At 63.6% G+C, this 14,562-nt stretch carries 16 protein-coding genes; 10 read left to right on the top strand and 6 right to left on the bottom strand.

What is annotated here, in order from left to right; translation table 11 throughout:
* Positions 1-54 precede the first annotated feature (54 nt).
* Positions 55-480 (top strand): DUF6314 family protein, encoded by a 426-nt coding sequence (locus tag ABID58_RS09760; protein WP_354032466.1) that lies wholly within the window; start codon positions 55-57, stop codon positions 478-480.
* A 454-nt stretch (positions 481-934) separates the two neighbouring features.
* Here the strand turns inward: ABID58_RS09760 and ABID58_RS09755 are convergent, their stop codons facing one another.
* Positions 935-1,594: an SDR family NAD(P)-dependent oxidoreductase gene (locus ABID58_RS09755; RefSeq protein WP_354032559.1), complete on the bottom strand. Its 660-nt coding sequence runs from the start codon at positions 1,592-1,594 to the stop codon at positions 935-937.
* Positions 1,595-1,858: 264 nt separating this feature from the next.
* On the opposite strand from ABID58_RS09755, the gene ABID58_RS09750 reads away from it, so the two are divergent.
* The 9 genes from ABID58_RS09750 (at position 1,859) to ABID58_RS09710 (ending at position 10,681) form a co-directional block, all read left to right on the top strand.
* Complete coding sequence (locus ABID58_RS09750; protein WP_354032465.1) at positions 1,859-2,662, top strand: SDR family oxidoreductase; 804 nt, start codon at positions 1,859-1,861, stop codon at positions 2,660-2,662.
* On the top strand, positions 2,655-3,857 hold the full coding sequence (locus ABID58_RS09745; protein WP_354032464.1) for a pyridoxal phosphate-dependent aminotransferase: 1,203 nt from the start codon (positions 2,655-2,657) through the stop codon (positions 3,855-3,857). Before ABID58_RS09750 ends, ABID58_RS09745 begins: the two co-directional genes overlap by 8 nt.
* A gap of 221 nt (positions 3,858-4,078) precedes the next feature.
* A complete protein-coding gene (locus ABID58_RS09740; protein ID WP_246230338.1) occupies positions 4,079-5,011 on the top strand; it encodes an ABC transporter permease in 933 nt (310 codons plus the stop codon).
* The gene (locus ABID58_RS09735) at positions 5,008-5,814 is read left to right on the top strand and encodes an ABC transporter permease (RefSeq protein WP_354032463.1); all 807 of its coding nucleotides are present in this window, start codon (positions 5,008-5,010) and stop codon (positions 5,812-5,814) included. Before ABID58_RS09740 ends, ABID58_RS09735 begins: the two co-directional genes overlap by 4 nt.
* A 28-nt stretch (positions 5,815-5,842) precedes the next feature.
* Complete coding sequence (locus ABID58_RS09730) at positions 5,843-6,907, top strand: extracellular solute-binding protein (protein WP_354032462.1); 1,065 nt, start codon at positions 5,843-5,845, stop codon at positions 6,905-6,907.
* 11 nt (positions 6,908-6,918) lie between these two features.
* Entirely contained in the window at positions 6,919-8,013 is a 1,095-nt protein-coding gene (locus ABID58_RS09725) for an ABC transporter ATP-binding protein (protein ID WP_354032461.1), read from the top strand.
* 139 nt (positions 8,014-8,152) lie between these two features.
* Positions 8,153-8,848 (top strand): 5-oxoprolinase subunit PxpB, encoded by a 696-nt coding sequence (gene pxpB, locus ABID58_RS09720; RefSeq protein ID WP_502916398.1) that lies wholly within the window; start codon positions 8,153-8,155, stop codon positions 8,846-8,848.
* A complete protein-coding gene (locus ABID58_RS09715; RefSeq protein ID WP_354032458.1) occupies positions 8,845-9,822 on the top strand; it encodes a 5-oxoprolinase subunit C family protein in 978 nt (325 codons plus the stop codon). The genes pxpB (ABID58_RS09720) and ABID58_RS09715 overlap by 4 nt, the downstream gene beginning before the upstream one ends.
* A gap of 91 nt (positions 9,823-9,913) precedes the next feature.
* On the top strand, positions 9,914-10,681 hold the full coding sequence (locus tag ABID58_RS09710; protein WP_354032457.1) for a LamB/YcsF family protein: 768 nt from the start codon (positions 9,914-9,916) through the stop codon (positions 10,679-10,681).
* On the opposite strand, the gene ABID58_RS09705 is transcribed toward ABID58_RS09710, so the two are convergent.
* The 5 genes from ABID58_RS09705 to accB are packed head-to-tail and all read right to left on the bottom strand — an operon-like array spanning position 10,674 to position 14,548.
* Positions 10,674-11,099: an acetyl-CoA carboxylase biotin carboxyl carrier protein gene (locus tag ABID58_RS09705; protein WP_148755326.1), complete on the bottom strand. Its 426-nt coding sequence runs from the start codon at positions 11,097-11,099 to the stop codon at positions 10,674-10,676. The two genes, ABID58_RS09710 and ABID58_RS09705, sit on opposite strands and share 8 nt — an antisense overlap.
* On the bottom strand, positions 11,084-12,067 hold the full coding sequence (locus ABID58_RS09700) for a 5-oxoprolinase subunit C family protein (RefSeq protein WP_354032456.1): 984 nt from the start codon (positions 12,065-12,067) through the stop codon (positions 11,084-11,086). The genes ABID58_RS09705 and ABID58_RS09700 overlap by 16 nt, the downstream gene beginning before the upstream one ends.
* The gene (pxpB, locus tag ABID58_RS09695) at positions 12,064-12,726 is read right to left on the bottom strand and encodes a 5-oxoprolinase subunit PxpB (RefSeq protein WP_354032455.1); all 663 of its coding nucleotides are present in this window, start codon (positions 12,724-12,726) and stop codon (positions 12,064-12,066) included. Before pxpB (ABID58_RS09695) ends, ABID58_RS09700 begins: the two co-directional genes overlap by 4 nt.
* A complete protein-coding gene (gene accC, locus ABID58_RS09690; RefSeq protein WP_354032454.1) occupies positions 12,723-14,078 on the bottom strand; it encodes an acetyl-CoA carboxylase biotin carboxylase subunit in 1,356 nt (451 codons plus the stop codon). Before accC ends, pxpB (ABID58_RS09695) begins: the two co-directional genes overlap by 4 nt.
* A complete protein-coding gene (accB, locus tag ABID58_RS09685) occupies positions 14,078-14,548 on the bottom strand; it encodes an acetyl-CoA carboxylase biotin carboxyl carrier protein (RefSeq protein WP_354032453.1) in 471 nt (156 codons plus the stop codon). Before accB ends, accC begins: the two co-directional genes overlap by 1 nt.
* Positions 14,549-14,562: the final 14 nt, after the last annotated feature.

Raw genomic sequence — 14,562 nt, 5'->3', positions numbered from 1 at the left:
CCGGAGCACATGAACGAAACTATGATCGATGCTTGGGATGATGCGTCGCAGGTGATGACGCGGCTGGCCGGCGCCTGGTCGTTCGACCGGGTCATCGAAGGTCAAGGGCGCATGAAGGGCCTCGCGACCTTCACGCCATTGGCGGAGCGCCTCGCCTATCGCGAGCAGGGACGCTTGACGCTCCAAAACGGCACCGAGCTTGAAGCGGAGCGCGAGTACGTCTTCCGCAAACACGAGGGCGGATTCGAGGTCTTCTTCGAGGAATCTCCGCCGCGGCTGTTTCACACGATCTCACTGTGCGCATGTGACGACGGCGCCTTGAACGGAAGCGCCGGCCATCTGTGCAATCTCGACCATTATCAGTCGAGTTACACTTTCCTCGCCGATGGTGGCTTTGTGATTCGCCACGTCGTGGCGGGTCCGCGCAAGGATTACACGATGATCACGACCTACAGGCGCATCTCGTTACGCTCGGATTAGATCGAACGGAGACAATGCCGCCGTTGATGGTGCACTCCGCCTGCAAGCGGCCCATGTCAAAATCGGATGCGGCGCTCCAGTTCGAGTTTGGCCTCCGTCAATGACTCTGTCACCAACTTTTCGATTTTCGTATCAAACCGAACGGCCGGAAGCGCTACGTTTATTGAACCAAGCGGCTCTCCGCCTTCGGACAAGATGGCCTTGGCCAATCCAACAATTCCGGGCGTGAATTCAAGCCGGCTGGTTCTTTAGCGTCCACGGCGTCGGATTATTGAGCCGCTGCAGATATTCGGGAGCGCCGAACGTCTGCAGGCTCTTCCCTTCGTAGAGGACCCAGCCACGCGGTGAAGGAGTATCTGGCGCACTACGGGCGTTCGGCTACTCAAGCTCTTTCGGCAGCATGGTGGTGGACGTGCGCTCAGTCTCCGTGGGGGGCAGCGGTTCCGTCCGAGCATTAAAGCATCGGCTCGAATTGGCAGTGCACAAGCATCTCGGAAATCGATGCGTTGTTCGGCAGCATGAGCGCGGTCTCCGCCAGCCGCGCGATGTCGCCCGGTTGGCTCATCTCATGGCGAGGAATCTCGTCGTCGTTCAGCGTCATGTCGGTGGCAACATAGCCCGGGCAGATCACCGTCGCCCGAATACCTGCCGCGCGCCCCTCGCGGCGAATGCCGTGGGTGAGGGCGACCATTGCGAACTTGGTCATGGCGTAGCCGACATTGCTTCCGACGCGCTTTCCGGAAAGCGAACCGAGATTGATGACCCGCCCATGACCGCAGACGGCCAGACGGGGCAGGGTGGCTCTGACGAGGCGCAGTGGACCCTTGACGTTCACGCGCCACATTTCGTCCAGTTCGGTCTCACCCTCGTCGGAGACGCGGACCTTCGGATTGATTCCGGCGGCGTTGACGATGGCATCGACGCCGCCCCACCGTGCGACCGTCGCGTTGACCCACGCGAGCGGGCTCTCCTCGGCGTCGTAGCGATGCGTCATCAGTCTCTCGCTCTCCGCGAGCCGGCTCGGATCGCGAAGCCCCGCCGATACGCGGAAGCCCGATGACAGGAGCCGGTCGGCGACCGCGCGTCCAATGCCGCGGGAAGCCCCAGTGACCATGACGATCCGATTGCCGACTTCCAACATCCGGGTCCGTCTCCTACGGGTGAGCCAAGAGTATCGCGAAATGTAAGGGGACAGGCGTGATGGCGAGTAAGAGAAATTCACTCTGCCGGCATTGGGCGTGCTTATGGCTCGCGAGCCGACGACTTCGGCCGGGATATTGGATGTCCTTATGAGGGCAGAGCAAATCCGCTCTATGCGTGCGTGGGCCCATGCACTTAATTTTCCGCCGCTCTGCATGACCGCGAAAGAGCCCTGCGGATGGGATTTTCGGACTATCGAACGGCGTTGGTGACGGGCGCATCCTCGGGTATCGGGGCTGCGACGGTTCGGCGCCTCCGCACCGGGGGGCTCGAGGTTCACGCGCTGGGGCGCGACGTCCGCCGGCTTGCAAGCCTGTCGGCCGAGACCGGATGCCACGCATGCGCCGTCGATGTGAACGATCTCGACGCGTTGACGCGGCTTGCGAGCTCGGCCGAGTTCGACGTTCTCGTCAACAATGCCGGCCAGTCGCGGCGCGGCAGCATCCTGGATCTTGCACCTGATGATGTCGACACGCTGGTCGACGTCAATCTGCGCGCGGTCCTGCACCTGACGCGGCTGATCGTGCCAGGCATGGCGAGGCGCAACCGCGGCCACGTGGTCAACGTCTCGTCGATCGCCGGCCATTATGCCTTCGGCGAGAACGCGACGACATTCAATTCATCCGTGGCCTATCACGCGACGAAGGCGGGCATTCATTCGCTGTCGCACCAGCTGCGCGTCGATCTCTACGGGATCTGCGTTCGCGTCACCGAAGTCTCGCCAGGACGCGTGGCAACGAGCATCTTCCAACACCAGAATTCCGCCGACAATCCGGATGCCCGTTTCGTCGGCGCGTTCGAGACGCTCCAGTCCGAAGACGTTGCGGATGCCATTGCGTTCGCGGTGGGGTCGCCGGCACGGATGAACGTCGCGACGATCGAGGTCGTCCCCACGTTCCAGGTTGTCGGCGAACTGCGATTTGCGAGCCGATCCGAGGCCGCACGTTTGAAAGACATGAGAAGTGGAGCCGACGATGCCTGAACTTGCGAACCGCCTGAAGACCGTGAAGGTGTCGGCCTCGGCGGCGATGACGGACAAGGCGCGCGAGCTCCGCGCCGCGGGCGTCAAGATTGTCGGCCTGTCGTCCGGCGAGCCCGACTTTCCGACGCCGCCGCATGCGATCGAGGCCGCGCATCGGGCGGCGCTGGCGGGCGATACCAAATATCCCGCGCAGCCGGGGACCGTCGCGCTGCGGACCGCTGTTCAGCGCAAGTTCAAGCGCGAGAACAATCTAGACTACGCCCTCGACGAGATCCTGATTGCCAATGGCGGCAAGCAGATCATCTTCAACGCGCTGTTTGCGACCTGCAACCCAGGCGACGAGGTCGTCATTCCTGCACCGGGCTGGATCACCTATGCCGACATCGTGCTCCTGGCGGAAGCGAAGCCCGTCGCCGTGCCGTGCCCGGAGAACAATCAGTTCAAGCTGCGCCCGGCGGATCTGGACACGGCAATCACGCCCCGGACCAAGTGGCTGATCCTTAATTTTCCCAACAATCCGACCGGCGCGGCATGTACCCGCGACGAGATGCGCGCGATCGCCGACGTCATGCTGAAGCACCCCGACGTCTGGATTCTCACCGACGACATCTATGAACATCTTACCTATGACGGTTTCGAGTTCTGCACCATCGCGGAGGTCGAGCCGAAGCTGAGGAATCGCGTCGTGACCGTGAACGGCGCGTCCAAGGCCTACGCCATGACGGGCTGGCGGGTCGGCTATTGCGGCGGTCCCAAAGACCTGATTGCGGCGATGAACAATGTCCACGGTCAGGCGACCGGCGGAATCTGCACGGCGAGCCAGGCAGCGGCCGTCGCGGTCCTGGACGGACCGCAGGACTACCTGAAGGAGCGCGCTGACATCTATCGCGACCGGCGCGATCTGGTGGTCAAGCTCCTCAATCAGATTCCCGGGATTACCTGCCACAAGCCTGAGGGAGCCTTCTACGTGTTTCCCAACATCGGCGGTTGCATCGGTAAGACCACGAAGGGCGGGCGCCGGCTGGAGACCGATGCCGACTTCATTTCGGCTCTCCTGGAGGAGCAGCATGTCGCGGCGGTGCCCGGGGGCGCGTATGGCATGAGTCCGTATTTCCGTATTTCTTATGCGACCGATACCGAATCGCTGAAGGAGGGCTGCCGGCGTATCGCGAGCTTCTGCGAAGGCCTGCGCTGACCGGGCGTCGATATGTCAGGGGGCTTGGCCCTCAGTGGAGAACGAAAGATGCATCCAGCGGCATTCGTCGACCAAGATCGGAGCAGTATGCCGAACCAACTGTCATAATCCTTCTTAATGCCCCTAAACGAAGATGTTCTTGGTCCTGTAGGATATCGACGCATAAGCTTTGTGCAAAGAGGGGTATTGCCTTGGTATCGCGCAGTCGAGGACGGCCAGCGATGACCACCAGCGACGATGCTGTGGCGGTCTTGGGTGTTCAAGCTCCACCGGCAACCCGGTGGGCGTCGAGGTGGCGTCTGGCTCTGCCGGTCGGGCTTCTCGCCGTCCCGATGCTGGCATTCCTGACTTACTTCTTCTTCTATCCGGCACTGGGGCTGCTGTTCTCGAGCATCCAGACACAGGACAGCCGCGGCATCATCGGCCGTCCGTTCACTCTTGCGCACTACGCCCGTCTGATCAACGTCGAGCTCTACGCACGCGTGCTCTGGACGACGCTGCGGATCAGCATCATCACCTCCGCGCTCGCGACGTTGCTCGCCTATCCGGTTGCACTGGTGATGGTCAAAAGCCGTCCGATGGTCACGCGCATCATCACCTTGATCGTCATCGCGCCCCTGATCGTCAGCGTGGTCGTCCGTGGGTACGGCTGGCAGCTCGTGCTGCAGAACGGTCCGAAGGGAATGCTGAACTGGATCCTGATGACGCTGCATATCGTCGATGCCCCGATATCGGTCCTCTACACCGAAGTAGCCGTCGTCATCGGGTCGCTGCACGTGTTCTTCCCAATGATGGTTCTGCCGCTGGCCTCGGCGCTCGGCAAGATCGATCCCAACCTCGAAGATGCAGCCCGGATGCTGGGCGCGCCATGGTGGAAGGTGTTCCTCCGCGTGACGCTGCCGTTGAGCATGCCCGGCTTCGTGGCGGGATTTACCCTGGTATTCTCCCTCACCGCCGGCTCCTTCGTCATTCCTGCGATCCTGGGCGGCGCCTCGGCGATCATGCTCGGCAATCTGATCGAGCAGCAGATCTTCGTCGTCTACGACTGGCCGTTCGGTGCCGCGATTGCCGCCGTTCTCGTCGGCCTGGTCCTGGCGGTGAACGGCGTCTCGATGTGGCTTCTGGAAGGACGGCGTCTCAGGAGGCCCGAATGATGGACGAGCGATTTTCCGGCTTCGGTGCCTTCATCCTCTACACCATCACCGCCGGCATGATGCTGTTCATCCTGGCGCCGCTGCTCCTTGTCATGGCGGTGTCGGTCTCCGATTCCTATTTCGTGACGTTCCCGCCGCAGGGCTTCACGCTGAAATGGTATGCCAAGGTTCTCCAGGACCGCGATTTCCTCGAGGCGATGAGGCTGAGCATCCTGCTCGCGCTTGGCACGACGGTGGGCTCGCTCCTGTTCGGCGTGCCCGCGGCCTTTGCGCTGGTCCGTGGCAACTTCTTCGGCCTGGCCGCGATCAAGGGGTTCTTGCTGTCGCCGTTGATTTTCCCGGCGCTGGTCACGGGCCTGGCGCTGCTTCAGGTCCTGACCAAGCTCGGCTCGCAGGATGCCCGGCTCAACCTTCTGATCGGGCACGTGGTCGTGACGTCGCCCTATGTCATCCGCACGGTCGTCACCAGCCTTCAGCTGGTGGATGAGAACCTGGAGGACGCCGCGCGCACGCTTGGGGCCAACCGGCTGACGACCTTCTGGCGGGTGACGTTGCCGCAGATCGCCTCCGGCGTCGCCGCCGGCGGACTGTTCGCCTTCATGGTGTCCTTTGACAATTATCCGGTCACGATGTGGCTGGCGAACTCGGAATACTCGCCCGTGCCGCTCGTTCTGATGCGGCAACTGGTCAACGTCTTTGATCCTTCCGTGCCTGCGATGTCGACGATCATCATTCTGATGGCGATGGTCGGCGTGCTGCTGCTGGAGAAACTGGTCGGCCTTCGCCGCGCGCTGGCTGCCTGATGTGCATTGGTAGATGGAGATTGGACCCATGAAGCTGACACGTAGGACTCTCATTAAAGCCGGTGCATCCGCGGTTGCTTTCCCGACGATCATCAGTCGGTCCTGGGCGCAGGACGCCAAGCAGCTGCATGTCGGCGTCTACAACTCCGCGCTGGGCAAGCTGATCCAGAAGGAGGTCATTCCCAAGTTCGAGGCCGAGTTCAAGTGCCGCGTCTTCACGATCGAAGGCGCGACGCTATCGAACATCGCCGCCCTCCGCGCCACCCGCGATACGCCGCGCTTCAGTATGATGATGATGGACGATGTCGGCATCCCCCAGGCCAAGCAGGAAGGGCTGATCGACAAGCTCGACGCGAGCAAGATCCCGAATCTTGCGAAGGTCTATCCGCGTTATCTCTTCGAAGAGGATTATGGCGTCGGCTTCTCGATCTCGAGCGCGGCCATGTTCATCAATCCCCAAGTGACGAAGCCGCTCGAGAGCTACGAGCAGATCTTCGACGCCAAGTACCGCAAGCAGATCCTGCTGAACACGCCCAAGAATACCCAGAGCGTGCTGATGCTCATCGTGGCGACGGCGCTCACGACGGGCAAGCCGCTGAAGGAAGCGCAATACCTGGTCGACAGCGGCTGGGACAAGCTCGCGACCCTCAAGCCCAACGTCCTGACGATCTACGACAGCGAGGCGCAGGTGCTCCAGGTGGCCCAGGGTCAGGCGACGATTGGCGGCATCGAATATTCGAAGGCGATCTATCCGCACACGGCCAAGGGCATGCCGCTCGACATGACGTTCCCCAAGGAAGGCGCGTTCACCGGCATCAATAGCATGACGCTGGTCAGGAATGCGCCTGAACCGGAGCTTGCTTGTGCGCTGATCAACCGCATCCTGGAGCCCTCGGTGGCCAAGATGCTGTCCGAGCAGACGCTCAGCGCGCCCTCGGTGGGCGGCATCGACTTCAAGCCGGAGACGACCAAGTTCCTGGCCTATCCCGACACCAAGGCGGCCGATCTCGGACTGTTCACGCCGGACTGGAAGTTCATCGTTCCGCGCCGCGGTCCGTGGCTGGAGCGTTATAATCAGGTGTTCACAAGCTAAGGCAGGTTGTCATGAGGTCTTCCGAAGTCAGGCTTGAGCGCCTCAGCAAGGAATACAACCGCACCGTCGCTGTCGACGACGTCTCGCTCACGATCGAACCGGGCCACATGGTGGCGCTGCTCGGTCCGAGCGGATGCGGCAAGACGACCTGCCTTCGCATGATCGCGGGGCTGATCCGCCCGACATCCGGCGACGTGTTCGTCAACGACAACAGGATGACCGGCGTTCCCGTGCATCGCCGCAACGTCGGGATGTTGTTCCAGAACTACGCGTTGTTTCCTCACCTGACCGTCGAAGAGAACATTGCATTCGGCCTCGAGATGCGCGGGATATCCAAGGCCGATGCTGCAAGGAAGGTGGGCGAGGCGCTCAATCTCGTCCAGCTCTCTAGCTTCGGCAAGCGCTATCCGGCGCAGCTCTCCGGTGGCCAGCAGCAGCGCGTCGCACTGGGGCGCGCCCTGGTGATCGAGCCGGCCATGCTGCTGCTCGACGAGCCGCTCGGGGCGCTCGACAAGGGGCTGCGCGAGAGCATGCAGGTCGAGCTGCGCGCCCTTCAGCGCCGGCTCGGTCTGACCACCGTGATGGTGACCCACGACCAGGACGAAGCCCTGACGATGGCCGACAAGATCGTCGTGATGCGCGATGGCAGGCTCGAGCAGGTCGGCTCGGCGACCGAAATCTATCAGCGCCCGACCTCGAAATTCGTCGCGCAGTTCATCGGCGCGTCAAATCTGTTTGAGGGCTCCATCGAGCAGCGAAACGGGAACGGAGCGGTCGTTCGTGTATCGCCCGAATTGAGCCTTCAGATCGATCAGATACCGCAATCCGTCAGCGACGTGATGGTCTCGATCAGGCCCGAAGCGATCCTCGTCGAGCGCATTGGCCAGAGTCCGACGGAGCAACGTGCCAATAGCGTGATGGCGCGTGTCGACCAGGCCATCTATCGCGGCTTCGTCAGTCACTACTACCTCAAGACGCCGAGCGGCGGGCAGATCATCGTGTTCGAGCAGAATCAATCGCAGCAAGCGGGGCTTCGATACGCCGTGGGCGAGGAGGTTGTCGCGCGGTGGGAGTCGCCCAGCAATCACGTCATCGTGCGTCACTGAAGCTCGGGACGAGTGCGGCGTCTCGCGGGCAATCGACATCTCTTATACCCGCAGACGAACACCGTCTTGGATCGGCTTTCGCTGCGTGGCTAGATTTGAGGTTGGCGGCGCCCACGAGCGTTCGACCAGCGAGGCCCTCTTGTCGATTAATCAGCCCAGCGCCCCCTTTGTCGGCACGATCGAGAAAAGCCCGAAGATCAGCCTGATCGGCACACTTGCGATGCTGGTCGAGGCGCCGGGTGATTTTGACCTGGTTCAGCAGGGACGCATCTGGGCCCTCGCGGATGCTGTTTCCGCCTGGCCCAACGTCCAGGAAGCCGTCATTGGCGTGACCAATGTGATGCTCGTATTCGAGCAGCCGCCCGCGGATATCGGCATGCTCAGCGCTTCGATCGCCGAACTGTGGCATCGTACGCCGAGCCGCAAGACCGGCGGCAAGGTGATCGAAATTCCTGTGGTCTATGGCGGGGAGCTCGGTTTCGATTTGCCGGCGGTCGCAAGCCGTTCCGGACTGTCCGAACGCGAGGTCATCAGGATCCACAGCGAAGGCGACTACACCGTCTGCGCGGTCGCGAGCTCGCCGGGGTTCGGCTACCTCCATGGCCTTGATCCGCGCATCCAAATGCCGCGCAAATCCGTGCCGTCACTCAGCATGCGCGCGGGCTCGGTGACCATCGGCGGGATGCAGACCGGCGTTGCGGTGCTGACAAGTCCGAATGGATGGAACGCCATCGGATGGGCCTCGGTCACGATGTTCGACCCGCGGTCTGAACAGCCTTCGCTCATGCTTCCGGGCGACCGTGTCAGATTCAGGATCGATCGGATCGAGCTGTGATCGAGATACTGACCAGCCCTGCCTTCAACACCATCCAGGATCTTGGCCGCAACGGCGCGCGCCGTTTCGGCGTGAGCACATCGGGCGCCATGGATCCCGTCGCGCTTGCCGCGGGAAATGCGCTGCTCGGCAATGACGACAATGCGGCCGGCATCGAGATCCAGACCTTTCCGTTCCGCCTGCGCTTTTCGGCCGACACCGCGTTTGCACTCACCGGCGCCGATCACGAGTCCACGCTGGCCGGATCAGCCGTGCGGCCGTGGTGGTGCACGCGGGCGAAGGCGGGCGACATTCTCGCCATCGCCGTGCCGAGGCGTGGGGCACGCGTCTACGCGACGTTCGGCGGCGGCATCGATGTTCCGCGCGTGCTGGGCTCGCGCAGCACGCATCTGCGCGCAGGGTTCGGCGGGCTCGAGGGGCGAACCCTGGAGGCGGGCGACGTTGTTCCGATCGGGAGTTCGCCGCGTAAGAGCGACGGCCGCTTCGACTTCGGCGTCGCGCCGCCGGATGTGGCGATCGCGGGCGCCGCTCCAGCGGATGACCGTGTGCTATTGATACGCGTCTTGCGGGCCGGCGAATATGACCTGTTTTCGGAGGCGATGCAGGCGGCGTTCTGGTCCACGAGATGGAAGATCAGCGCCCGCAGCGACCGCGGCGGCTACCGTCTCACCGGCAGCAAGCTGACATTGGATGCACCGGTCGAGATGCGCTCGCATGGCGTAGTGGCTGGCGTCGTGCAAGTGCCGCCGGCCGGCGAGCCGATCATCCAGATGAGCGACGCCAATACGGCCGGTGGCTATCCAAAGATGGCGGCCGTGATTGAGGCCGATCTCTGGCGCCTCGGCCAGGCGGCACCTGGATCGTTCATCGCCTTCTGCGAGGTCAGCTACCTGGACGCGGTCGCGGCCATGGCTCCCGTCAACGACTATCTCGCGAAGCTGCGAGCAACCGCGGATCTCTATCGAGAGCTTTAGAGCATGATCCGGAAAAGTGTGAAGCGGTCTTCCGAAAAGATCATGCTCAAACAAAAGTAGACGTCAACAACAACAAGAGCAGGGTGCGAGCATGAAAATCGGCATCAATTCGGACATGGGCGAAGGTTTCGGCAATTATCGCATCTGCGACGACGAGGCGCTGATGGGCATCATCTCGTCCGCCAACGTTGCGTGCGGCTTCCACGCCGGCGATCCGATCATCATGGATCGCATGGTCCGCCTGGCGAAGCAGAAGGGGGTCGAGGTCGGTGCCCATCCGGGCCTGCCCGATCTGCTCGGGTTTGGCCGCCGCGTCATCCAGATGGATGCGGCTGAGCTGGAGAAGCACATGGTCTATCAGATCGGCGCCTTGCAGGCGATCGCAGCCAATGCCGGTCACCGCGTGACCCATGTCAGCTTCCATGCGGCGATGGGCAACATGGTCAATGCCGATCCTGATATGGCCGATGTGGTTGCCCGTGCGATTGCGACCATCAATCGCGATTTCATCGTGTTCTCGCAGCCGGACGCCGAGATCGTGCGCGCTGCGCGCAAGGTGGGGCTGCGCATCCTCACTCTGTTCCTGGCTGACCGCGCCTATGACGAGAACGGCCATCTGGTGTCCCGCAAGCTTCCCAACTCCGTCATCGCCTCGACTGATGCGGTGGCCGAGCGGGTCAAGCGTTTTCTTGATAGTGGCACCGTGCAGACGATTGAGGGCAAGTCGATCAAGGTCGAGGCGCGCTCGATCCTGATCCACAGCGACACGCCCGGATCGGTCAACCTCGCCGGCACGGTGCGCCGCGTGATCGAGCAGGGCGGCGGCGAGGTCACGCCCGCAACTGTCCTGCTCAATTGATCGGGCTGCTCCCGGAGGGCGGGCGGATCCGCACAATCGGTGTGCCGTAGCCGACCGTTGCACCAGGCTCCGCGATCACGGCATCGACTGTGCCGGCGGCCGGTGCCACGATGGGCGCATACAGCAGGCCGATCTTGACGAGGCCGACGATCGCGCCGGCCTGGATGTGCTGGCCCGGTGCGACGAACGGCTTGTCCCGCCAGGGATGGGCCGCGAGGAAATGCCCTGCGACGTCGGCCTTGGCGATGACGGAATGGTCAGCAGCCGGTGCGGCAGGCGTCGGTGACGCGGCCATTCGTGGGCCCGTATCGACGACGAGCTTCAGGGACTGGCCGGGCTCCTCGATCTCGATCGTGTCGACGCCGGACCTTTCGAGGATTTGCGCCAGCCGCGCGATATCGGTCAGCTTGATCGGCATGTTCTGATCTCCTCGATAAGACGCACATTGGTTCTGAGCCGCTCGATATACGCTGACATCTCGGCCTCGGCCGCCAGCGCTTCGGCATAGGCCGTCTGCTCGAACCGCAGCTTGCTTCCGAGCCGCGCCTGCGCGACGCGCCACAAATCGGCGCGGATCACGGTCGCGATCTTCGGATAGCCGCCGGATGTCTGGGCGTCGCGCATCTGGATGATCGGCTGTCCGTTCGGCGGAATCTGGATGACGCCGGGGACGATGCCGTGCGAGCGTTTCTCGATCGGCACTCTCGGCTTCACGGCGGGGCCTTGCAGGCGGTAGCCATAGCGGTTGCTCTGGGGCGTGATCTTCCAGCTACTGGACCAGAACAGCGCCTGCGTGGCAGCGTCGAACCCGTCATATTCGCCGGCGATCACGACCCTGACGATGGTTTCGTCCGCGGCAGTGTTCGGTCGCGCGAGCGTGATCTCGGCCGGCTCGACCCCGAGCTCGCCGATGGTCGCGGCTGACGCGGTGCAGGGCAGGATATCCCCGGGCTGGAGCGGACGTCCGTGAAGGCCGCCGAACTCCCCGCGAAACTGCGTGCTTCGCGAGCCCAGCACGACAGGGACGTCGATGCCGCCGCTGACGGCCAGATAGCTGCGTGCGCCGTGGGATATCGCCTTGATGGTCAGAACGTCTCCGGCGCGTGCATGCGAGCGCCACCAGGATGGGATTGCGAGCCCTTCGATTTCGGCCTCGACACCGGCGCCCGTGAGCGCAAAGGCCATGTCCCGGTCGAAACGGAGGCGGAACGGCAGCATCGGGATTTCGATGCCGGCAGCGTTCTCGTCGTTGCCGAGCAGGATGTTGCCGGCGCGTAGCGCAACGTCGTCCATCGCGCCCGCCGTGCCGACCCCGAAGCGATACTGGTCGAAGCGGCCGAGATCCTGGACGCTGGCGGGACCTGTGACCGACAGGATCTCGATCAACGGATCACCTGCTTGATCTCGAAACGGATGGTGTCACCTGGTGCGAGCGCGGCCGGCGAAGGCCAGGACGGATCGAAGAACGTCCAGCTTGTGTGCCCGATGGCGTGCCAGCCGCTCGGCCCGGGCGATGCGGAGACGCCGGTCTGCGATCCGCCAATGGAGACCGAACCGCCCGCGGAACGCTGTAGCGGTATCTGCCGCCGCGGCATGGTGATGCGCGGGTCCATGCCGCCGAGGTAACAATAGCCGGGATGGCTCCCGAGTGCGAACACCGTGTAGAGCGGTGCGGCATGGATCGACACCACGTCGTCCACGGACAGGCCGCAATGATCGGCGACGGACTGAAGCGATGATCCGACCTCGCCGCCATAGGTGACCGGCAACCGGATCTCGCGGCCGCCAATCGCGAGGCCTTCCGCTGCGTCCCAGCCGTCGTTGAGCGCGGCGATCAGCCCGCCCAGCTCGCGGGGCGGCGTTTCGAAGGTCAGCATCAAATTGGTGATGCCGGGGATGGCCTCGCGGATTCCTGGCCATGTCGAAGCGGCGGCGGCCAGCGCCCAGATGCGCCGCTGATGCGGCAGGTCGAACACGCCAGGCGCCTCGAACAGGAGGGCTGATGTCCCGAGCAGGCTGATCCGCGGCCGGCCCGGCGTCGTCATCGCGAGGCCACCCGCGCATTCATCCAGTACTCGAGATGATGGATGTCATAGCCGCCACGGCAGAACGTCGGGTCGGCGAGGATCGCCTGATGCAGCGGCACATTGGTTCGGATGCCTTCGGCGCGTAGTTCGGACAGGGCGACGCGCGCACGCGCCAGAGCTTCTTCGCGGGTGCCGCCATGGGCGATCAGCTTGCCGATCAGTGAATCATAGTGACGGGGAACGGTGGCGCCGGCTGTGATATGCGAATCGACGCGGATGCCGACGCCGCCCGGCATATCCCAGCGCGTCACCGTGCCGGGCGAGGGCGCGAAGGTGGTGGGGTCTTCGGCATTGATGCGGAACTCGACCGCATGGCCGACGCGCGCGATCTCGCCTTGCGCGATGCCCAGCGGCTCGCCTTGCGCGATGAGGATCTGCTCCCTCACGATGTCGATTCCCGTCGTCATCTCGGTGACGGGATGCTCGACCTGGACGCGCGTGTTCATCTCGATGAAGAAGAACTGCCCGTCCTCGTAGAGGAATTCGAACGTGCCGGCGCCGCGATAGCCGATCCGCCGGCAGGCTTCGACGCAGCTTGCGCCCACCTGCTCGATCAGTGCGCGATCGATGCCGGGTGCGGGAGCCTCCTCGACGACCTTCTGGTTCCTGCGCTGAAGCGAGCAGTCGCGATCGCCGAGCCAGAGATGGTTGTCATGCTGGTCGCATAGCACCTGAATCTCGATATGGCGGGGCTTTTCGAGGAATTTCTCGATGTAGACCGCAGCGTTCGCAAAGGCCTTGCTGGCTTCCGCGCGGGTCAGCGCCAGCGCCTCGTCCAGCGCGCTCGCGTTGCGCACGATCCGCATGCCGCGCCCGCCGCCGCCACCGGCAGCCTTGATGATGACGGGATATCCGATGTCCCGCGCGATCGCGCGCACTTCGGCAGGATCATCCGGCAGGGCAGTGTCCGGCCCCGGCACGCAAGGCACGCCCGCCAGTCGCATCGCGCGCTTGGCCGCGACCTTATCGCCCATGGTCCGGATACAATCCGCGGGCGGGCCGATGAAGTTGAGACCGGCGCGCACGACCCGATCGGCGAACTCCGCGCTCTCCGAGAGAAACCCGTAACCCGGATGAATGGCCTGAGCGCCGCTGACCTCGGCCGCGAGCAGGATCGCCGCCACGTTGAGATAGGTGCTGCCCGCCGGTGCCGGCCCGATGCAGAGCGCCTGGTCGGCGAGCGCGACATAGCGCGCCTCGCTATCCGCCTCCGAGTGAATGACGACCGTCTTGAGACCCATCGCCCGACAGGCGCGCTGGATACGAAACGCGATCTCGCCGCGATTGGCGATCAGGACCTTGTTGAACATCAGGACGAACTCGCGGGACCGATCCGGAACAGGGCTTGCCCCGCTTCGATCTCGTCACCGTCCTCCGCGAGGATCGCAAGCACGACACCTGGTGCCTCGGCGGCGATGTCGATGAAGGTCTTCATCGCTTCGATGATGCAGATCTTCTGCCCAGCCTCGATCCGCGCGCCGACATCGACCAGCGGCGGCTCGTCCGGAGCCGCAGCCCGGTAGAACACGCCGTGCATCGGCGCAGGCACGACAATGTCGGCGGTGGCCGAGGTAGGCACTTCGGGAGCAGGACTCCCCTGGCGATCGAGGAGGGGAGCCTCAACGCTGCCTCCGCTTGCTGGCTGCCTCGGAACCGGGGCCGCTCCGGCAGACGCGCGCTTGAGGATGCGGATACGGGTGCCGTCCTGCGTAAGGTCCAGCTCCGCGATGGAGGAGCGCGCAACCAGATCCACGAGTTGTTCGATTTTGGGAAGGTCCACGGTCACGCTCCGCG

This window comes from Bradyrhizobium sp. S3.2.6, assembly GCF_040546885.1.
GTDB classification, from domain to species: Bacteria; Pseudomonadota; Alphaproteobacteria; order Rhizobiales; family Xanthobacteraceae; genus Bradyrhizobium; species Bradyrhizobium cytisi.
This window is presented reverse-complemented; position numbering and strand designations above follow the sequence as displayed.